Here is a 19,367-nt window from a genome sequence, read left to right on the forward strand (position 1 = left end):
TCCATGGCCTGGCACGCCGCCGCGGTGAACAGCACGTCGGTGGAGGAGTTCAGCGCGGTTTCCGCCGAATCCTGCAGCACGCCGATGATGAAGCCGACCGCCACCACCTGCATGGCGATCTCGCTGGGGATGCCGAACAGGCTGCAGGCCAGTGGGATCAGCAGCAGCGAGCCGCCGGCCACGCCCGAGGCGCCACAGGCGCAGACCGCCGCCACCACGCTGAGCAGCACCGCGGTCGGCAGGTCCACCGGGATGCCCAGGGTGTGCACGGCGGCCAGGGTCAGCACGGTGATGGTGATCGCCGCGCCGGCCATGTTGATGGTCGCGCCCAGCGGGATCGACACCGAATAGGTGTCCTCATGCAGGCCGAGCTTTTCCGACAGCGCCAGGTTGACCGGGATATTGGCCGCCGAGCTGCGGGTGAAGAACGCGGTGATGCCGCTTTCGCGCAGGCACAGCAGGGTCAGCGGGTAGGGGTTGCGGCGGATCTTCCAGAACACGATCAGCGGGTTCATCACCAGCGCCACGAACAGCATGCAGCCGATCAGCACGCCGAGCAGGTGCAGGTAGCCGAGCAGGGCGTCCAGGCCCGATTGCGCCAGGGTGGCGCTGACCAGACCGAAGATGCCCAGCGGGGCGAAGCGGATCACCACGCGCACGATCAGGGTCACGCCGTTGGACAGGTCCTCGACCACGGTGCGGGTGGTGTCGTTGGCATGGCGCAGGGCCACGCCCAGGCCGATGGCCCAGGTCAGCACGCCGATGAAGTTGGCGTTGAGCAGCGCGTTGACCGGGTTGTCCACGGCGCTGAGCAGCAGGTTCTGCAATACCTCGCTGATTCCACCAGGGGCGCTGAGCGCGGCGTCGCTGGTGGTCAGCGCCAGGTTGGACGGGAACAGCATGCTCGCCGCCACGGCCACCACCGCCGCGGCGAAGGTGCCCAGCAGGTACAGCCAGAGGATCGGGCGGATGTGGGTTTCCTGGCCATGGCGGTGGTTGGCGATCGAGGCCATCACCAGGATGAACACCAGCACCGGCGCCACGGCCTTCAGGGCGCTGACGAAGACCTTGCCGAGGAACGCCAGGTCGCGGGCCACGGCGGGGGCGAGCAGGGCGAGGAGAATGCCGGCCACCAGGCCGATGCAGATCTGCGTCACCAGGCCGGTGCGGTTGATGAGGCGGAGGATGGGGGTCATGTGCAGCGCAATCCAGTTACGTGAAAGCGCGCGACTTTATCACAGACCCGCAGGGCATAGCGTGGGTGGGGCTTGCCCTGCGATCATCGGCCGCTCTACCAGTGAAACAACTCTCGCCGCGCGCCTTCGGTGATCGCCAGGATCCCCGGGTGCTTGACCTTGCGCTCCACCGAAATGGCGTAGAACGACTCGTTCACCGCCTCGGTCTGGCCGATCAGTCGCACCCCGTACTGGCGGCAGACTTCCTCGGCGATCACGCTGGGGGCGACGAAGATGCCGCTGCCCGACTGGCCGAAGGCCTGCATCAGCGCGCTGTCGTCGAACTCGCCGACGATACGTGGCTGCACCTGCTGCTCGGCCAGCCAGCGTAGCAGCCGGCTGCGCACCACGGTCTCCTGGCCGGGGATCAGCAACGGCGCGTCGTCCAGGCAGGCGGGGAAGGGCCGGTCGAGGCGTTCGGCCAGCGTGGGCGTGGCGAAGAAGCTCAGGCCGCATTCGCCGAGTTTCTGGCTGTAGCCCTTGATGTCCAGGTGGCTGGGCATGGGGCTGTCGGAGATCACCAGGTCCAGGCGCTGGATCGCCAGGTCCGCCAGCAGCCGCTCGAGCTTGTCCTCGCGGCAGCTGATGCGCAGCACCTCGTCCAGCTCCATGGTCGGCGCCAGCAGGCGGTAGACGATGGACTTGGGCACCACGTCGGCCACCCCCACGCGAAACAGGATCTGCTCCTGCGGCCCGGCCCGCAGCATGGCCTCCAGCTCGCCGCCGATCTGGAACATCTGCTCGGCGTAGACCAGCGCCTGACGCCCGGTCTCGGTCAGCTCCAGCTGGCGACCGACGCGCTGGAACAGCTCCAGGTTCCAGGTCTGCTCGAACAGGCTGATCTGGCCGCTGATGGTCTGCGGGGTGAGGTTCAGCTGCTCGCTGGCGCGGGCGATGCTGCCGGTCTTGGCCACGGCCCAGAAATAATGGAGCTGGCGGTAGTTGAGCATGGCCGGTCTCAGTTCGGGAAAACCGAAGTATACACGCCGAAAAAACGAATTTTCCGGATGTTTCAGCCTCTTTAGAATGCCACCCCATCAGGCGCATGACGCGCCGCCCGGAATTCGACAAGCGAGGACCCCATGCTACAACTCAAATCCATTGGTACACCGCTGGTGCTGGCCCTGGCCCTGTTCGCCATGTCCGGTTGCGACCAGGCCGAGAAATCCGCCCAGCAGATGCTCGACCAGGCCGCCGAAACCGCCAAGCAGGCCATCGACAAGACCAACGACGCCGCCCAGCAGGCCCTGAGCGACGCCATCGGCAGCGATGCCGAGAAGGCCAAGGCCGAAGACGACAAGAAAGACACCCAGGACATCTGAGAGCAGGACTGACCAATGGAATATTTGCTGGAACTCGCCGCAAGCCCCACTGCCTGGGTTGCCCTCGCCACCCTGGTGGCCATGGAGGTCGTGCTTGGTATCGACAACCTGATCTTCATCTCCATCCTCACCAACAAGCTGCCTGAGCAGTACCGCTCCAAGGCCCGCCGTATCGGTATCAGCATGGCCCTGGTCATGCGCCTGGCACTGCTCAGCACCGTGGCCTGGATCGTTCAGCTGACCGAGCCGGTCATCGAAGTGTTCGGCCACACGTTCTCGTGGAAGGACATGATCCTCATCGCCGGTGGCCTGTTCCTGCTGTGGAAGGCGACCAAGGAGATCCATGAAAGCGTCGACCCCCATGGCGCCAAGGAAGAGTCCAAGGTCGGCAGCACCGTGACCATCGGCTTCACCGCGGCGATCTTCCAGATCCTGCTGCTGGACATCGTCTTTTCGATCGACAGCATCATCACCGCCGTGGGCATGACCGAGCACCTGCCGATCATGATCATCGCAGTGATCAGCGCCGTGATCGTGATGCTGGTGGCCGCCGATCCGCTGGCCAAGTTCATCAACGACAACCCGACCGTGGTGATGCTGGCCCTGGGCTTCCTGATCATGATCGGCATGACCCTGATCGCCGAAGGCTTCGGCGCCCATGTACCGAAGGGTTATGTGTATGCGGCCATGGCGTTCTCGACGGCGATCGAGATCCTCAACATCATGGCGCGTCGGGCACGTTTGAAGCGTGAGGCGGCCGAGGGCAACTGAGCCGCAAGCTGCAAGTGATAAGCAAGAGGGAGCCTAGGCTCCCTCTTGTCGTTCATTGCTCGAAGTTTGTAGATGCCGTCAATGCGCCCCGGCATGACGCCGGGCACGGCGCACCGGCTGGGCCTTGGCCAGGGCCTGGGGTGGCAGATGGTGAGGGTGGGAATGCCGGCGCACGATGCGCAACACCCCCCAGAGCATGGCCGCCGCGACGCTGAGCCACATGCCGACCAGCATGAGAATTGCCATTGTCAGGCTCATGTGTGCCTCCTTCTCTCTGGCGAGCCGGACTCGCCATCCAGACACAGCTTCAGTCTAGCCTGTCGCCTGTGACGTTCCATTGACCGAAGGTCTAGTACTTGGGCCGTTTCGTTCCAAGTCAGCGCCGGGCTATACCCGCGAACGTCGGCATCCTATGATCAGGCTTCTTGGCCGGGCGCTGCCTGCCTGGCCGCGGAACAAGCGAGTGTCCACGTTGCAAAAGCTCTCCAAGTTTCGGGCCCTGGGCCCACGTCGTCTGCTGGCCGCCTGCCTGGTGGCGGCGACCCTGTCCGGCTGCGCCGGCACGCCACCGGCCGCGCTCAAGGGCCTGCCGCAGCGGGTCGAGATCAGCAGCGTGCCGTTCTATCGCGGCAATGCCAACCATAGCGGCTCGATGGCCCTGGCTGCGGTGCTGTCGCAACAGGGTGCGCCGATCACCCCGGGCCTGCTCGACAAGGCGCTGGGTCTGCCCAAGGCCGCCGAAGCGCTGGACACCGGCATTCCCCGGGTAGCCCGCGAGTACGGTCGGGTGGTCTACCCGCTGGACAAGCACCTGGACGCGCTGCTCGCGCAGGTGGCCGCCGGCTACCCGGTGCTGCTGCGTTATCAGGAAGGTTCGGCCTGGTGGAGCGAGCCGCGTTACGCGGTGCTGATCGGCTATGACCGCTACAAGCAGCGGGTGCTGCTGCGTTCGGGCATGCATCGACGCCAGTTGATGGCCTTCGATGATTTCGAGTCGGCGTGGGCCAAGGAGGGCAATTGGGCGGTGCTGCTGCAGTCGCCACGGCAACTGCCGGCCCAGGTGGATCGCCAGCGCTGGTTGCAGGCGGCGGACGAGCTGGCCCGTGCCGGGCAGGAGATCGCGGCGAAGCAGGCGGTCACCAGCCTCGGGAATTGAGACCCAGCCCTTTCAATATGTTGATAATTGGCGTCCGACTTGGACTTGCCGGGGCCGCAAAGCGGCCCCGAACTGTCTTAGAAGCCCAGACGGTCGCGCAGGCTGTAATACCAGGCACCAATGGCGCTGAACGGCACGCGCAGCATCTGGCCACCCGGGAACGGGTAGTGCGGCAGGCCGGCGAAGGCGTCGAAGCGCTCGGCCTGGCCGCGCAGGGCCTCGGCCAGCACCTTGCCCGCCAGGTGGGTGTAGGTCACACCGTGACCCGAGCAGCCCTGGGAGTAATAGATGTTGTCGCCGATACGACCAACCTGCGGCAGACGCGACAGGGTCAGCAGGAAGTTGCCGGTCCAGGCGTAGTCGATCTTGACGTTCTTCAGCTGCGGGAAGGCCTTGAGCATCTTCGGACGGATGATCGCCTCGATGTTCGCCGGGTCGCGCGCGCCGTACACCACGCCGCCACCGAAGATCAGGCGCTTGTCGCTGGTCAGGCGGTAGTAGTCGAGCAGGTAGTTGCAGTCCTCGACGCAGTAGTCCTGCGGCAGCAGGGTGCGCGCCAGCTCGTCGCCCAGCGGCTCGGTGGTGATCACCTGGGTGCCGCACGGCATCGACTTGGCCGCCAGTTCCGGCACCAGGTTGCCCAGGTAGGCGTTGCCGGCGACGATGATGAACTTGGCGCGGACCTTGCCCTGCGGGGTGTGCACGACAGGGTTGGCACCACGCTCGATGCGCACGGCCGGGGTCTGCTCATAGATGATGCCGCCCAGCGACTCGACCGCGGCGGCTTCGCCCAGGGCCAGGTTCAGCGGGTGGATGTGGCCGCCGCTCATGTCGAGCATGCCGCCCAGGTAATTGTCGCAGGCCACCACTTCACGGATGCGCTTCTGGTCCATCAGCTCCAGCTGGGTGTGGCCGAAGCGTTCCCACAGGCGCTTTTGCGATTCCAGGTGGCCCATCTGCTTGCTGGTCAGCGCGGCGAACACGCCGCCGTCCTTCAGGTCGCACTGGATGTCGTACTTGGCCACGCGCTCACGGATGATGCGCCCGCCTTCGAAGGCCATCTGGCCCAGCAGTTGCGCCTGCTTGGGGCCGACGGTGCGTTCGATCACGTCGATGTCGCGGCTGTAGCTGTTGACGATCTGGCCGCCGTTGCGGCCCGAAGCGCCGAAGCCGACCTTGGCGGCCTCGACGATGCTCACCTTGAAGCCGTTCTCCAGCAGGAACAGGGCGCTGGACAGGCCGGTGTAGCCGGCGCCGATGATGCACACATCGGTTTCCACCTCACCCTGCAGCGCCGGACGTGGCGGCACCGGGTTGGCCGAGGCGGCGTAGTAGGACTGGGGGTAGGGGGTGTTAGCCATGCTCGAGGAACCTCGTGTTTTATATTTTTAACGAATGTACCGATGCTATCAATAATAATAAACACCCGCTAGTCGTCCGGTGAAAATCCTTTACGCCCCCCTGAAACCTGGCCTTTCTATAAATAGTTTAAGTTTCAGTAGCTTAGCGTGAAAAAAAGTGTTGACAGGGTATCTGGATCGCGTAGAATGCGCCCCACACGACAGGCACATAGCTCAGTTGGTTAGAGCACCAACTTGACATGGTGGGGGTCGTTGGTTCGAGTCCAATTGTGCCTACCAAATCAGAAGAGGGCGATCCGCAAGGATCGCCCTTTTTGCATTCTGGCGCTCTACGGCCATGCGCAATCCCTGTAGGAGCGGCCTTGTGCCGCGAAAGGGCTGCAACGCAGCCCCGGGATTTAGGCGTCAAAGCAGAAATTGCCGGGGCCGCTGCGCAGCCCTTTCGCGACACAAGGCCGCTCCTACAGGGATTGCCTCGCCTGACAGGGCTGGCATTAAGCAGTTTCGCAAAGTTTTTGATTTTTTTGAAAAAAACGCTTTACAGGTACGCATTCGATCACTAATATGCGCACCACACGACAGGCACATAGCTCAGTTGGTTAGAGCACCACCTTGACATGGTGGGGGTCGTTGGTTCGAGTCCAATTGTGCCTACCAAATCAGAAGAGGGCGATCCGCAAGGATCGCCCTTTTTGCTTTCCGCTGTTCGGTGTCCGCCGACACACGCTGCAACCTTCCACCTTCGCCTCATCCCTGCGGCTGTGCTATCCGCTCATGCTAGAATCCGCCCCTTCGAATCTGGAGGTACAGGCGTGCGCAAACTGGCGGTGGTAATGGCGGTGTTGGCCCTGGCGGGCTGTAACAACGAGGTCGAAGGCGTGCACAAGCAGGTGGCCGAACACCTGAACAACCCCAAGACGGCCAAGTTCGCCAACGTGCGCTTCGACACCCAGGGCTCCATCTGCGGCCAGGTGCGCGGCAAGGACGACGCCGGGCAATACGAGGCCTATCGCAGCTACGTGGCGATCAAGCATGACGGCCAGTATGAGATCCTCATCGACGAGACCGGCAACAACCTGCGCATCCGCGAAATCTGCGGCGGTGCCGACCTGCAGCGTCGCGCCGAGGCGCTGGCCGACCAGCCGGCGCCGGAGGGTTGGGACGTCGAGGTGATCCAGGGGCCGAACATGGGCGCCCTGACCGACATGACCGCCCGCCTGATCGAGAAGGGTATCCCGTCCTGGGTCGAGTACCGCGACGGCAAGCCGGTGGTGCTGATGGGCCCGTTCCCGGCCAAGGCCGAAGCCGATGCACGTAAGGCCGAGGTGATGGCCAAGCTGGGCACCGACTCGATCGTCATCCAGCACGGCGCCAAGCGCTGATCGCGACGGCCACATAAATCCCTGTAGGAGCGGGCTTGTCCCGCGATGGCGACAGAACAGGCAGAGGTGCTTCCCGGTCAGTCCGTGCTGCAGCAGCTATGCTGTCTACTGCGGGGGTTGAGTGGGGGAGGCGGCTCATGGCGACGCTGGAGCGGGCCATTGCGATGGCCATCAAGGCGCATGAAGGGCAGTTCGACAAAGGCGGTGCGGCGTACATCCTCCACCCGTTGCGGGTGATGGAGCGGGTGATTACCCCGGAGCAACGCATCGTCGCGGTACTGCACGATGTGCTGGAAGACACCCCGCTCACCCTGTCCGACCTCGCCCGCGAAGGTTTCCCGCTGAAGATCCTCGCTGCGCTGCTGGCGCTGAGCCGTCGCGAAGGCGAGAGCTACGAGGCCTTCGTCATCCGCCTGGGTGTCGACCCCCTGGCGCGCCAGGTCAAGCTGGCCGACCTGGCCGACAACAGTGATCTCTCACGCATCCCTTGCCCGGGCCCTGCCGACCTGGCGCGGCTGTGCCGTTACCAGCAGGCCAGCGCCTACCTGCAGGCGCTGGTCTGACCCTGCTCAGCCACAGGCTTTGAGGTTGACCGGCCCGACGAACTCGTTGCCGCGCCCCATCACGCATGCCACCTGCTGGTTGCGCTGCAGCTCCCAGGCCTGCGGCGGGTAGGTCTTGTTCCAGGCCTCGAACAGCTGGCGGTCCTGCCTGGACAGCCTCAGGTCGTACTGCTTGCTCATATAGAAGTAGGTGCGCGCGATCATCCCGCGGATCGACGGGCGCGGCATGACCTTCTTGGCCTTGAAGTCAACCTGGGTCAGGCAGCTGCCGTACTGGCCATGCTGCTCGGGCAGCCAGCCGAAGCTGAAGTTGCTGCGGTCGCCGTTGACCTCGCCGATGCTCGGCACCAGGTTGTGCAGGTCGGCCTCGGCACGCTGGTAGACCTTGTCGTGGCGCGTGCAGTTCTTGCGTCCGCCGTCTTGCCAGCACTGGCGCTGGTGGCCGATCTGCCAGGCTGGGACGATGTGCTCCCATTCAATGCGCGAGGCGCGGTTGAGGTTCTTGCGCGGCTCATAGCCGCAGGAGGCCAGGTCGACCTTGTTGCCCTTGTACTTGCAACCGCAATAAAACTCGGTGGACTGCGGCGCGTACAGCTTCCAGGCGACCTTCTTGGCCTCCTGGAAGGTGCGCGGGGCGTCGGCGTGGGCGAGGGGGGCAAGCAGCAGCAGGCAGGCGGTGAAAAGCGAAACTCTCATGCGCGGTCAGTCTTCCTTCGGCACGGTCCAGAAAATCTGCACGCCGCCATCGTCGCGGTGGGCGAGGGTGACGTTGTCGTTCTCGGCGATTTCCTCGAGCAGGGTTGCCCAGTCGTCGGGCGACTCGTGCTCCAGGCGGAAGATCAAGGCGGCGCGGCTGCGCTGGGCGGTGGGGCTGTTGATGATTTTCTGGATGCGCTGACCCAGGAGTTCATAAGGGCTTGGCGACGCGGAGGCGGGTTTGGCCACGGGGCTGTTCCTTGTTTTGCTGTATGCGCATACAGTATTTCACTGTAAGCCGTTTCGCAACAGCAGGTAGGATGAAAGCCGTATAAGACCGTGGTAGAGGGATTGGTTCCGTGACTGGACTTTTTGTCTTGACCCTTCGCGGGCAAGCCCGCTCCCACAGGTGGAGCACAAATCCTGTGGGAGCGGGTTTGCCCGCGAAGAGGCCGGTGCGGGTAGTGCACCGGCTGGTTTCTGGCGCCGATCAGTATTCCCAGAAGATCCGCTGCAGCTCCTTGCTGTCCTGGGTCTTGGTCATTGCGACCATGGCCAGGATCCGCGCTTTCTGCGGGTTCAGGTCGTGGGCCACGACCCAGTCGTTCTTGTCGTCAGGCTGTTCGGCGTTGCGCAGCACGAAGCCGCCCTGGTTGACGTGGGACGAACGGATGATCTGCACGCCTTCCTTGCGCAGCTCCTGCAGCGCCGGCACCACCCGCGACGATACCGACCCGTTGCCGGTGCCGGCGTGGATGATCGCCTTGGCGCCACCCTGGGCCAGCGCCTTGTAGGCGGTGTCGGTCACGTTGCCGTAGCCGTAGGCGATGTCCACGGCCGGCAGCTTGCTGATGGTCTTGATGTCGAACTCGGAGTTGACGGTGTGACGCTTGGCTGGCAAGCGGAAGAAGTACGACTTGCCTTCCACGACCATGCCCAGCGGGCCCCACTGGCTCTTGAAGGCTTCGGTCTTGATGTTGACCGCTTTGCTCACGTCGCGCCCGGACTGGATCTCGTCGTTCATGGTCACCAGCACGCCCTTGCCGCGGGCGTCCTTGCTGCTGGCCACGGCCACGGCGTTGTACAGGTTGAGCATGCCGTCGGCGGACATCGCGGTGCCCGGACGCATCGAACCGACCACGATGATCGGCTTGTCGGTCTTCTCCACCAGGTTGAGGAAGTAGGCGGTTTCTTCCAGGGTGTCGGTGCCGTGGGTGATGACGATGCCATCGACGTCCTTGCTGTCGGCCAGTTCGGCGACGCGCTTGCCCAGCTTGAGCAGGTCGTCGTTGCCGATGCTTTCCGAGGCGATCTGCATCACCTGCTCGCCGCGCACGTTGGCCAGGTCCTGCAGCTCCGGCACGCCGGCGATCAGCTTGTCGATGCCCAGCTTGGCGGCCTGGTAGGTGGCGCTGTTGGCCGCGCTGGCGCCGGCGCCGGCGATGGTGCCGCCGGTGGCGAGGATCACCACGTTGGCGAGTTTCTGTTGTTGCGCGGCTTCCTTGGCGGAAACGGTGGTCGGCAGTACCAGCAGCAGCGCCAGGGCGCTCGGTGCGAAGGTCTTGATAGCGGTTTTCATCATTTCTGCTTCTCTCTTCCTGGAGGAGATGTGCGTTATGTCGCACTGGGGTAAAGGCAGATTTCGTACCAGCAACTACCGTTCGTCGTATTTCATCTTGAAACCCCTGTTTTGACTGGGGGTACTCGACGCGACCACAGGGTCAGAGGTGGGTGCGGGTGTTCGGCTGACCGAATTTTTCCAGGAAAGGTGTTCGGTTTTTCGGATGAATTGCGGATAATCCGACGCGCGTAGTCGTAGCTCCCTACGCAATGGATTTGACAAAACCGGCGCCTGTTTCCATAGTTGGTTACCGCAAACGTTTGCGATCCGATAAAAACCACAAGATTCGGAGTCATTTCCATGAAACTGCCGTTCCCCGGCCGTCCGCTGGCCCTCGCCGTTTTCTCGTCGCTTATCTTCTCCCTGTCTACTGCCCACGCCGAGGAAGCGCCCAAGGTCGCCCTGGTGATGAAGTCCCTCGCCAACGAGTTCTTCCGCACCATGGAAGACGGCGCCAAGGCCTACCAGAAAGACCACCCGAACGATTTCACCCTGGTGGCCAATGGCATCAAGGACGAGACCGACACCGGCAACCAGATCCGCATCGTCGAGCAGATGATCGCCACCGGCGCCAAGGCCCTGGTTATCGCCCCGGCCGACTCGAAGGCGCTGGTGCCGGTGATCAAGAAGGCCATGGACGCCGGCATCACCGTGATCAACATCGACAACCGCCTCGACCCTGCCGTGCTCAAGAGCAAGGGCATCAGCGTGCCGTTCGTGGGCCCGGACAACCGCAAGGGCGCGCGCCTGGTCGGCGACTACCTGGCCCAGCAGAAGCTCAAGGCCGGTGATCAGGTCGGCATCATCGAGGGCGTGCCGACCACCACCAACGCCCAGCAGCGTACCGCCGGCTTCAAGGACGCCATGGAAGCCGCGCAGATGAAGATCGTCTCGGTGCAGTCGGGCAACTGGGAGATCGACAAGGGCAACGCCGTGGCCGCCTCGATGCTCAACGAATACCCCGATCTGAAGGCGCTGCTGGCCGGCAACGACAGCATGGCCCTGGGCGCCGTCTCGGCCGTGCGCGCCGCCGGCAAGACCGGCCAGGTGCAGGTGGTCGGCTACGACAACATCAATGCCATCAAGCCGATGCTCAAGGATGGCCGCGTATTGGCCACCCTCGACCAGGCGGCCAGCCAGCAGGCGGTGTTCGGCATCCAGGCGGCGCTGAAGATGCTCAAGGGCGAGCAGCCGGGCGTGGATGCCGACAATGTCATCCAGACGCCGGTCGAGCTCATCACCAAGTGATGTTGCGATCCCTGTAGGAGCGGGCTTGCCCCGCGATCACCGGCGTAGCCGGTGCCATGCACCGCGTCGACTGCTTCGCGGGGCAAGCCCGCTCCTACAGGGGTGTTGTGCCAACCTAGGAGAGAATGGCCATGTCAGTACCGGCCAATGAAACCGTGCTAGCCGTCAGCGGCCTGGGCAAGACCTACGCCCAGCCTGTGCTCGGCGATGTCACCCTCGAACTGCGCGGCGGCGAGGTGCTGGCCCTGACCGGCGAGAACGGCGCGGGCAAGTCGACCCTGTCCAAGCTGATCAGCGGCCTGGAGGTCCCCACCACCGGGCAGATGACCTATCGCGGGCAGCCTTACAGCCCCGGCAACCGCGCCGAGGCCGAGCGCCTCGGCGTGCGCATGGTGATGCAGGAGCTCAACCTGCTGCCCACCCTGACCGTGGCCGAGAACCTGTTCCTCGACAACCTGCCCAGCCGCCTCGGCTGGGTCAACCAGAAGCGCCTGCGCCAGCTGGCCAGTGCGGCCATGGCCCAGGTCGGCCTGGACGCCATCGATCCGGACACCCCCGTGGGCGAACTGGGCATCGGCCACCAGCAGATGGTCGAGATCGCCCGCAACCTGATCGGCGACTGCCACGTGCTGATCTTCGACGAACCCACGGCCATGCTCACCGCCCGCGAGGTGGAGCTGCTGTTCACCCAGATCGAGCGCCTGCGCCAGCGCGGCGTGGCCATCGTCTATATTTCCCACCGCCTCGAAGAGCTGCAGCGCGTGGCCCAGCGTATCGCCGTGCTGCGCGATGGCAAGCTGGTGTGCGCCGAGCCGATCCAGCGCTATAACAGCGAGCAACTGGTCAACCTGATGGTCGGTCGCGAGTTGGGCGAGCACATCGACCTCGGCCAGCGCAGCATCGGCGCGCCGCTGCTCAGGGTCGACAAGCTCAGCCGTGGCGACAAGGTGCGCGAAGTATCGTTCGAGGTCAGGGCAGGGGAGATCTTCGGTATCTCCGGCCTGATCGGCGCCGGGCGCACCGAGCTGCTGCGCCTGATCTACGGCGCCGACCGCGCCGACAGCGGCCAGGTCGCCCTCGGTCAGCCGCCAGTGCCGGTGACCATTGATTCGCCCAAGGCCGCGGTAAAGGCCGGCATCGCCCTGATCACTGAGGACCGCAAGGGCGAAGGCCTGCTGCTGAGCCAGTCGATCAGCGCCAACATCGCCCTGGGCAACCTCGGTGCGGTCTCTCGCGCCGGGGTGCTCGACCGTGACGCCGAACGCGAACTGGCCGAGCGCCAGATCGGCGCCATGCGTATCCGCAGCGCCAGCCCCGCCCAGGCTGTGGGCGAGCTGTCCGGTGGCAACCAGCAGAAGGTGGTGATCGGTCGCTGGCTGGAGCGCGACTGCCAGGTGCTGCTGTTCGACGAGCCCACCCGCGGCATCGACGTCGGCGCCAAGTTCGACATCTATGGCCTGCTCGCCGAGCTCGCCCGTCAGGGCAAGGCCATCGTCGTGGTGTCCAGCGACCTGCGCGAGCTGATGCTGATCTGCGACCGCATCGCCGTGCTCAGCGCCGGCCGCCTGATCGACACCTTCGACCGCGATCATTGGACCCAGGACCAACTGCTTGCCGCCGCCTTCGCCGGCTACCAGAAACGTGATGCCCTGCTGCACGACGCAGCCCCCAGGATGGACGCATGAAAACCACAACAAACACCTCGGCTACTGCGCCCGTGCGCCGCAGCGGCACCTATTTCGGCCTGGGCACCTACCTGGGCCTGGCCGGCGCCTTGCTGGCGATGATCGTGCTGTTCTCGATGCTGAGCAGCCACTTCCTGTCCTACGCCACCTTCAGCACCCTGGCCAACCAGATCCCCGACCTGATGGTGCTGGCGGTGGGCATGACCTTCATCCTGATCATCGGCGGCATCGACCTGTCGGTGGGGTCGGTGCTGGCCCTGGCCGCCTCGACGGTCAGCGTGGCGATCCTCGGCTGGGGCTGGAGCGTCCTGCCCGCCGCGCTGCTGGGCATGGCCGTGGCGGCGCTGGCCGGCACCGTCACCGGCAGCATCACCGTGGCCTGGCGCATCCCCTCGTTCATCGTCTCGCTGGGCGTGCTGGAGATGGCCCGGGGCCTGGCCTACCAGTTCACCGACTCGCGTACCGCCTACATCGGCGACGCCTTCGCCTGGTTCTCCAACCCCATCGCCTTCGGCATCTCGCCGGCTTTCATCATCGCCTTGCTGGTGATCGTCGCCGCCCAGCTGGTGCTGACCCGCACCGTGTTCGGCCGCTACCTGATCGGCATCGGCACCAACGAAGAGGCCGTGCGTCTGGCCGGCATCGACCCGCGCCCCTACAAGATCCTGGTGTTCGCCCTGATGGGCGTGCTCGCCGGCCTTGCCGCGCTGTTCCAGATTTCGCGCCTGGAGGCCGCCGACCCCAATGCCGGCTCCGGTCTCGAGCTGCAGGTGATCGCCGCCGTGGTGATCGGCGGCACCAGCCTGATGGGCGGCCGCGGCTCGGTCATCAGCACCTTCTTCGGCGTGCTGATCATCTCGGTGCTGGCCGCGGGCCTGGCCCAGATCGGCGCTTCGGAGCCGACCAAACGCATCATCACCGGGGCGGTCATCGTCATCGCCGTGGTACTCGACACTTACCGCAGCCGGCGCGCGAACCGGCGGAACTGAAACCATGGCAACCATCAAAGACGTCGCGGCACTGGCGGGGATTTCCTACACCACCGTGTCCCATGTACTGAACAAGACCCGCCCGGTCAGCGAGCACGTGCGCCTGAAGGTCGAGGCGGCGATCGCCGAGCTCGACTACGTGCCCAGCGCCGTGGCGCGTTCGCTCAAGGCGCGCAGCACCGCCACCATCGGCCTGCTGGTGCCCAACAGCGTCAACCCGTACTTCGCCGAGCTGGCCCGGGGTATCGAGGACGCCTGCGAGCGCAACGGCTACTGCGTGATCCTGTGCAACTCCGACGACAACCCGCAGAAGCAGCGCAGTTACCTGCGCGTGCTGCTGGAAAAACGCATCGATGGGCTGATCGTCGCCTCGGTGGGCGAGGACCAGGACCTGCTCGACAGCCTCAGTGGCGTGCGCACGCCGATGGTCATCGTCGACCGCGCCCTGGACGGCGTCGAGGCCGACCTGGTGCGCATCGACCACGAGCAGGGCGCCTACCTGGCCACCCGTCACCTGCTGGAGCTGGGCCACCGCGAGATCGCCACCATCGGCGGTCCGGTGGACACTGGTGTCAGCCAGCTGCGCCTGGCCGGTTTCCGCCGGGCGATGGCCGAGGCCGGCGTGCGCATCGCCCCCGGCCATGTACTGCACAGCGACTTCACCAGCCCCGGCGGGCATGCCGCCGCGGCGCGCCTGCTCGACGGCGAGCGGCCCACGGCGATTTTCGCCGGCAACGACATGATCGGCTTCGGCGTGTTGCGCGCCGCCGCCGAACGCAATATCGACGTGCCCGGCGAGCTGTCGGTGATCGGTTTCGACGATATCGAGCTGAGCCGTTACGTGTACCCGGCGCTGACCACGGTCGGCCAGTCGATCCGTGAACTGGGCGAGAGCGCCGCCGGCCTGTTGCTGTCGCGCATCGTCACGCCACGGCGCGACGGCGTCGCCGAGCAGCGCATCGTCGCCCCGCGCATCGTTTTGCGTGAATCCACCGGGCCGCGCCCGGACCTGTTCAACGATTACCGTTAAGGAATACCCATGGATGCCAAGGTGGTGGTGGTCGGCAGCCTCAACATGGACCTGGTGGCCCGCGCCCAGCGCCTGCCCCGGGGCGGCGAGACCCTGACCGGCGACAGTTTCTTCACCGCGCCCGGCGGCAAGGGCGCCAACCAGGCCGTGGCCGTGGCCCGGCTGGGCGCCCGCGTGGCGATGGTCGGCAACGTCGGTGACGATGCCTATGGCCAGCAGCTGCGTCAGGCGCTGAAGCGCGAAGGCGTCGATTGCCAGGGCGTGAGCCTGTGCGAGGGCGTGTCCAGCGGCGTGGCGCTGATCGTGGTGGATGCCGCCAGCCAGAACGCCATTGTCGTCATTCCCGGCGGCAACGGCCTGCTCGGGCCCGAGTCGGTGAGCCGCTTCGACCACCTGCTGCAGGGGGCCGAGGTGATCATCTGCCAGCTCGAGGTACCCACCGCCACCGTGGCCTGGACCCTGGCCCGTGGTCGCGAGTTGGGCAAGACCGTGATCCTCAACCCGGCGCCGGCCAGCGGGCCGTTGCCGGCGGAGTGGTACGCCTATATCGACTACCTGATCCCCAACGAGAGCGAGGCCGAGGCCTTGGCCGGGGTGCAGGTCGACGACCAGGACAGCGCCCGTCGGGCGGCCGAACGCCTGCGTCAGCTCGGCGCGGGCAAGGTGATCGTCACCCTGGGCGGTGATGGCGCGTTACTGGTCGATGCCGCCGGCAGCCGGCATTTCCCGGCGCCCCGGGTGCAAGCGGTGGACACCACGGCGGCCGGTGACACCTTCGTCGGCGGCTTTGCCGCGGGCCTGGCGCGAGGCCTGCCCGAGGACGAGGCGATCGGCTTCGGCCAGCGTGCCGCCGCGTTGTCGGTGACCCGTGTCGGCGCGCAACCGTCGATCCCTTACCTGAAGGAGCTGGCGCCATGAAGAAGACGCCGCTGTTGAACGTCGCCCTGTCGCGGACTATCGCCGGGCTGGGCCACGGCGACATCCTGGTGATCGGTGATGCCGGCCTGCCGGTGCCGCCGGGCGTGGAGCTGATCGACCTGGCGCTGACGCCGGGCATCCCGGATTTCGCCAGCGTGCTGCGCGTGGTGCTGAGCGAGATGCAGGTCGAGCGCCATGTGCTGGCCGAGGAGGTGTTCCAGGCTTTGCCGCCGGGGTTGGCCGAGGTCGAGCGGCTGCATGCCGACGGCGAGCTGGGCCAGCGCCAGGTGCTGAGTCATGCCGATTTCAAGACCCTGTGTCGCCAGGCTCGGGCCGTGGTGCGTACGGGGGAGTGCAAGCCCTACAGCAATATTGCCCTGGTGGCTGGCGTTACCTTTTAGACCGAATGCGAGGGCTTTGCCCTCGATCGCGGCGCAAGGCCGCTCCTACAGAGGGGCAACCCGGTTCGTGTAGGAGCGGCCTTGTGCCGCGAAAGGGCCGCAAAGCGGCCCCTCTTGAATCCATCCCCTAGCAACAAGGAGTGCTGAATGTCCCTCAAATCCCTGCTCCAAGGAGCCGTCCTGATGTCCGCGCTAGCCGCCACCGCCGTCATGGCCGCGCCCCGCGACCTGATCATCGACACCGACCCCGGCGCCGACGACGTGGTGGCCCTGCTGCTGGCCATGGCCTCGCCCGAGGAACTGAAGATCCGCGCCATCACCACCGTGGCCGGCAACGTGCGCCTGGAAAAGACCTCGCGCAACGCCCGCCTGGCCCGTGAGTGGGCGGGACGCGAAGAGATCCCGGTATACGCCGGGGCAGGGCGGCCGATGGTGCGCACGCCGATCTACGCCGCCAACGTCCACGGCGAGGAAGGCCTGACCGGCGTCAAGGTCCACGAGCCGAAGAAGCACCTGGCCAATGGCAACGCCGTGCAGTACCTGATCGACACCCTGGGCGCCGCCGAGCCCCACAGCATCACCGTGGCCATGCTCGGCCCGCAGACCAACCTGGCCCTGGCGCTGATCCAGAAGCCCGAGATCGTCAACGGCATCAAGGAAGTGGTGGTGATGGGCGGCGCTCACTTCAACGGCGGCAACATCACCCCGGCCGCCGAGTTCAACCTGTTCGCCGACCCGCACGCCGCCGAAGTGGTGCTGGCCAGCGGCGTCAAGCTGACCTACCTGCCGCTGGACGTGACTCACAAGGTGCTCACCAGCGACGCCCGCCTCAAGCAGTTGGCGGCGGTGAACAACAATGCCAGCAAGCTGGTGGTGGACATCCTCAACGCCTATATCAAGTTCGACATGGACAACTACGGCATGCCCGGCGGCCCGGTGCACGACGCCAGCGTCATCGCCTACCTGCTCAAGCCCGAGCTGTTCAAGGGTCGTCAGGTACACATGGTGGTCGACAGCCGCGAAGGCCCGACCTTCGGCCAGACCATCGCCGACTGGTATGGCGTGCTCAAACAGCCGGCTAACGTGATGTGGATCGAGGAGGGCGACGCCCAGGGCTTCTTCGACCTGCTCAGCGCCCGCCTGGCTCGATTGAAATAGCCCCCTGCGGCGCGTGGTGCTCGAGTACCTGCTCGATGAAGCTGCGCGCCGCCTCGCCACCCAGATCGCGTACCAGCAGGTCGATGGCGATCAGTACCAGCTCTTCGGGCGTGCCCGGGCTGTAGGCGCTCTGGCCCTCGTCCCACTTGACCTTGATATCGGCGTCGATGCTGTGGCTGCTCATGGGGCGGTTCTCGCTGGGGCCTGGGTGATAGGTCGAATACCGCGTCCTGGCGTTCGAAGGGGAGGCGTTTCGCGCTCCGCTTCTTGCAGTAAATCATGCCTTTGCGTGACGGGACCTGCGACTTAAGCATAAGGGGCGCGGTTGGCCGAACCGACGGTTCGGTGCAAAATCCGGTCACGATTGCCTTTCGCTTCACCTGCCCGAGTCAGGCAGAATCGTGCGCTTGTGCAACAAATGCCTGGAGGAATTGTCGCATCAGGCAGTTCCCGGATTTATTTAGGAGGATTCATGTTCCGTACCCGCGCTTCCCTGGCGACCTTGCTGGTGGCTTCCGTTCTGGCAGGTTGCAGCACCGGTGGCTCTTCGGGCGGCAGCAGTGCCCCAGCGGCCCCGGCCGGCAATGATGGTCGCTGCGAAGCCAGTGGTGCCGACTTCACCATCGGCAAGCAGGCTTCGCCGGAGCTGCTGGAGCAGGCGCGCAAGGCCAGTGGCTCGCAGATGGCGCGCATTCTCACGCCGCATGATGTGATCACCCTGGAATACCGCTCCGAGCGGTTGAACCTGAATGTCGACGACAAGGGTGTGGTCACCCGCGTCAACTGCGGCTGATCCAAGCCAGAATTGGCCCCCTGTAGGAGCGGCCTTGTGTCGCGAAAGGGGCGCGCAGCGGCCCCAAGTTCGTCGCCACAACACAGATCGCCGGGGCCGCTTTGCGGCCCTTTCCGACCGGTCCGACGCATCGGCAAGGCCGCTCCTACAAAGGTGCTGCGTGATTCTGGCAGCCAATAAAAAACCCGCCACAAGTGGCGGGTTTTTTTGCAGCTATCCGAAAATTACTCCGGACGAACCTGTGCAGCCTGCATGCCCTTCTGGCCTTTTTCGGCAACGAAGGAAACAGTCTGGCCTTCTTTCAGGCTCTTGAAGCCGTCGGATTCGATGGCCTTGAAGTGTACGAACAGGTCGTCGCCGCCGCCTGCTGGGGTGATGAAGCCGTAGCCTTTTTCATCATTGAACCATTTGACGGTGCCTTGTTGGCGATTGGACATGAGGTGAATCTCCAGAAACATGATTTTTTTTTCGAGGTGCGATGCGCCGAGGCTGCAGTAGCACCGGCAACATCATAGTCCATTTCTGCACATCTAGCGCCTTTTACCTTCGCAGGATGTTGATCCAGCGCAAAAGATGCGTGCAATGGCCAGATAACCCTGTTTATTTCGGCTTGCAGGTGGCCTGAACCACCTGTTGGGCCTTCTGCATCAGCTTGGCGTCAACGCCGTCCTGGCTGTCGAGGTCTTCGATCTCCTTGTCGTTGAAATTCTTCTTGATGGCTTGGGCGCCACACTCGCAGTGCTTCTTCGCCGTCGCCGCGTCCACGCCCTGGCCGCTCGCCACCTGTAGGCACTGGGTCATGTAGGACGCTTCCTTACCGGCGGGGAAATTGCCTGCGTTGGCAGCCAGCGGCAGCAGCAGGGCGCTTGCAGCGCAGGCAGCCAGAAGGGACTGAAGTCGCATAACCGAACACTCCTTGGGTAAAGGTCTCATCAAGAGTAGGTTGCTTCAGAAGGTCTGATAGGAAATTTTCCGCACAAGTTCACCCCGGCGGCGTAATTTCCAAATATTTCTGCGACCCGGTGCAACCCGCGTGCT

23 protein-coding genes and 2 tRNA genes are annotated in these 19,367 nt (G+C 64.9%); 15 read left to right on the forward strand and 10 right to left on the reverse strand.

All coding sequences use genetic code 11. The features are described from left to right. On the reverse strand, positions 1-1,196 hold a 1,196-nt coding region (gene sstT / locus V0R62_RS18800; RefSeq protein WP_330104802.1), incomplete at its 3' end, for a serine/threonine transporter SstT. A 95-nt stretch (positions 1,197-1,291) separates the two neighbouring features. Next, on the reverse strand, positions 1,292-2,185 hold the full coding sequence (gene nhaR, locus V0R62_RS18805; protein ID WP_050705208.1) for a transcriptional activator NhaR: 894 nt from the start codon (positions 2,183-2,185) through the stop codon (positions 1,292-1,294). Between the two features lie 132 nt (positions 2,186-2,317). Between nhaR and V0R62_RS18810 the strand changes: the two genes are divergently transcribed. After that, positions 2,318-2,557: a hypothetical protein gene (locus tag V0R62_RS18810; protein ID WP_050705209.1), complete on the forward strand. Its 240-nt coding sequence runs from the start codon at positions 2,318-2,320 to the stop codon at positions 2,555-2,557. Between the two features lie 15 nt (positions 2,558-2,572). Continuing rightward, positions 2,573-3,328: a TerC family protein gene (locus V0R62_RS18815; RefSeq protein ID WP_330104803.1), complete on the forward strand. Its 756-nt coding sequence runs from the start codon at positions 2,573-2,575 to the stop codon at positions 3,326-3,328. 78 nt (positions 3,329-3,406) lie between these two features. Here V0R62_RS18815 and V0R62_RS18820 read toward each other — a convergent pair whose 3' ends face one another. Next, positions 3,407-3,586 (reverse strand): hypothetical protein, encoded by a 180-nt coding sequence (locus V0R62_RS18820; protein WP_330104804.1) that lies wholly within the window; start codon positions 3,584-3,586, stop codon positions 3,407-3,409. A 154-nt stretch (positions 3,587-3,740) separates the two neighbouring features. On the opposite strand from V0R62_RS18820, the gene V0R62_RS18825 reads away from it, so the two are divergent. After that, positions 3,741-4,484: a peptidase C39 family protein gene (locus V0R62_RS18825; protein ID WP_330104805.1), complete on the forward strand. Its 744-nt coding sequence runs from the start codon at positions 3,741-3,743 to the stop codon at positions 4,482-4,484. Positions 4,485-4,561: 77 nt separating this feature from the next. Here the strand turns inward: V0R62_RS18825 and V0R62_RS18830 are convergent, their stop codons facing one another. Then, positions 4,562-5,845, reverse strand: a complete 1,284-nt coding sequence (locus tag V0R62_RS18830) for an NAD(P)/FAD-dependent oxidoreductase (RefSeq protein ID WP_050705213.1) — start codon at positions 5,843-5,845, stop codon at positions 4,562-4,564. Between the two features lie 202 nt (positions 5,846-6,047). Between V0R62_RS18830 and V0R62_RS18835 the strand changes: the two genes are divergently transcribed. The 4 genes from V0R62_RS18835 to V0R62_RS18850 all read left to right on the forward strand — a co-directional run bounded on the left by V0R62_RS18835 (position 6,048) and on the right by V0R62_RS18850 (position 7,790). Further along, positions 6,048-6,124: transfer RNA gene (locus V0R62_RS18835), tRNA-Val, on the forward strand. A 301-nt stretch (positions 6,125-6,425) separates the two neighbouring features. Beyond that, a tRNA-Val gene (locus tag V0R62_RS18840) sits at positions 6,426-6,502 on the forward strand. Between the two features lie 155 nt (positions 6,503-6,657). Continuing rightward, on the forward strand, positions 6,658-7,227 hold the full coding sequence (locus V0R62_RS18845; RefSeq protein ID WP_330104806.1) for an SPOR domain-containing protein: 570 nt from the start codon (positions 6,658-6,660) through the stop codon (positions 7,225-7,227). 137 nt (positions 7,228-7,364) lie between these two features. Further along, positions 7,365-7,790 carry a bifunctional (p)ppGpp synthetase/guanosine-3',5'-bis(diphosphate) 3'-pyrophosphohydrolase gene (locus V0R62_RS18850; RefSeq protein ID WP_050705216.1) on the forward strand — a complete coding sequence of 142 codons (426 nt, stop codon included), beginning with the start codon at positions 7,365-7,367 and terminating at the stop codon, positions 7,788-7,790. 6 nt (positions 7,791-7,796) lie between these two features. On the opposite strand, the gene V0R62_RS18855 is transcribed toward V0R62_RS18850, so the two are convergent. The 3 genes from V0R62_RS18855 to V0R62_RS18865 all read right to left on the reverse strand — a co-directional run bounded on the left by V0R62_RS18855 (position 7,797) and on the right by V0R62_RS18865 (position 10,065). Further along, a complete protein-coding gene (locus tag V0R62_RS18855) occupies positions 7,797-8,486 on the reverse strand; it encodes an endonuclease I family protein (RefSeq protein WP_330104807.1) in 690 nt (229 codons plus the stop codon). A gap of 6 nt (positions 8,487-8,492) precedes the next feature. After that, entirely contained in the window at positions 8,493-8,735 is a 243-nt protein-coding gene (locus V0R62_RS18860; RefSeq protein ID WP_050705218.1) for a DUF1654 domain-containing protein, read from the reverse strand. 241 nt (positions 8,736-8,976) lie between these two features. Further along, on the reverse strand, positions 8,977-10,065 hold the full coding sequence (locus V0R62_RS18865) for an asparaginase (protein WP_280083171.1): 1,089 nt from the start codon (positions 10,063-10,065) through the stop codon (positions 8,977-8,979). A 342-nt stretch (positions 10,066-10,407) separates the two neighbouring features. On the opposite strand from V0R62_RS18865, the gene V0R62_RS18870 reads away from it, so the two are divergent. From V0R62_RS18870 to V0R62_RS18900, 7 genes are all read left to right on the forward strand, one after another. After that, positions 10,408-11,355, forward strand: a complete 948-nt coding sequence (locus V0R62_RS18870; RefSeq protein WP_330104808.1) for a sugar ABC transporter substrate-binding protein — start codon at positions 10,408-10,410, stop codon at positions 11,353-11,355. Positions 11,356-11,486: 131 nt separating this feature from the next. Beyond that, positions 11,487-13,040: a sugar ABC transporter ATP-binding protein gene (locus V0R62_RS18875; protein WP_330104809.1), complete on the forward strand. Its 1,554-nt coding sequence runs from the start codon at positions 11,487-11,489 to the stop codon at positions 13,038-13,040. Continuing rightward, on the forward strand, positions 13,037-14,029 hold the full coding sequence (locus V0R62_RS18880; RefSeq protein WP_330104810.1) for an ABC transporter permease: 993 nt from the start codon (positions 13,037-13,039) through the stop codon (positions 14,027-14,029). Before V0R62_RS18875 ends, V0R62_RS18880 begins: the two co-directional genes overlap by 4 nt. 4 nt (positions 14,030-14,033) lie before the next feature. Further along, complete coding sequence (locus V0R62_RS18885; RefSeq protein ID WP_330104811.1) at positions 14,034-15,059, forward strand: LacI family DNA-binding transcriptional regulator; 1,026 nt, start codon at positions 14,034-14,036, stop codon at positions 15,057-15,059. A 9-nt stretch (positions 15,060-15,068) separates the two neighbouring features. After that, the gene (gene rbsK / locus V0R62_RS18890; RefSeq protein WP_330104812.1) at positions 15,069-15,977 is read left to right on the forward strand and encodes a ribokinase; all 909 of its coding nucleotides are present in this window, start codon (positions 15,069-15,071) and stop codon (positions 15,975-15,977) included. Further along, positions 15,974-16,378: a D-ribose pyranase gene (gene rbsD / locus V0R62_RS18895; protein WP_330104813.1), complete on the forward strand. Its 405-nt coding sequence runs from the start codon at positions 15,974-15,976 to the stop codon at positions 16,376-16,378. The genes rbsK and rbsD overlap by 4 nt, the downstream gene beginning before the upstream one ends. 147 nt (positions 16,379-16,525) lie before the next feature. Continuing rightward, on the forward strand, positions 16,526-17,536 hold the full coding sequence (locus tag V0R62_RS18900) for a nucleoside hydrolase (protein ID WP_330104814.1): 1,011 nt from the start codon (positions 16,526-16,528) through the stop codon (positions 17,534-17,536). On the opposite strand, the gene V0R62_RS18905 is transcribed toward V0R62_RS18900, so the two are convergent. Beyond that, on the reverse strand, positions 17,508-17,720 hold the full coding sequence (locus tag V0R62_RS18905) for a hypothetical protein (RefSeq protein WP_330104815.1): 213 nt from the start codon (positions 17,718-17,720) through the stop codon (positions 17,508-17,510). The two genes, V0R62_RS18900 and V0R62_RS18905, sit on opposite strands and share 29 nt — an antisense overlap. A 288-nt stretch (positions 17,721-18,008) precedes the next feature. On the opposite strand from V0R62_RS18905, the gene V0R62_RS18910 reads away from it, so the two are divergent. Beyond that, positions 18,009-18,329 carry an I78 family peptidase inhibitor gene (locus tag V0R62_RS18910; RefSeq protein WP_330104816.1) on the forward strand — a complete coding sequence of 107 codons (321 nt, stop codon included), beginning with the start codon at positions 18,009-18,011 and terminating at the stop codon, positions 18,327-18,329. 224 nt (positions 18,330-18,553) lie between these two features. Here V0R62_RS18910 and V0R62_RS18915 read toward each other — a convergent pair whose 3' ends face one another. Both V0R62_RS18915 and V0R62_RS18920 read right to left on the reverse strand, forming a co-directional pair. Then, positions 18,554-18,766 carry a cold-shock protein gene (locus V0R62_RS18915; protein ID WP_012313861.1) on the reverse strand — a complete coding sequence of 71 codons (213 nt, stop codon included), beginning with the start codon at positions 18,764-18,766 and terminating at the stop codon, positions 18,554-18,556. A gap of 163 nt (positions 18,767-18,929) precedes the next feature. After that, positions 18,930-19,232: a hypothetical protein gene (locus V0R62_RS18920; protein WP_330104817.1), complete on the reverse strand. Its 303-nt coding sequence runs from the start codon at positions 19,230-19,232 to the stop codon at positions 18,930-18,932. Between the last annotated feature and the right edge of the window lie 135 nt (positions 19,233-19,367).

Source organism: Pseudomonas carassii, from assembly GCF_036324045.1.
Taxonomy (GTDB): domain Bacteria; phylum Pseudomonadota; class Gammaproteobacteria; order Pseudomonadales; family Pseudomonadaceae; genus Aquipseudomonas; species Aquipseudomonas peradeniyensis.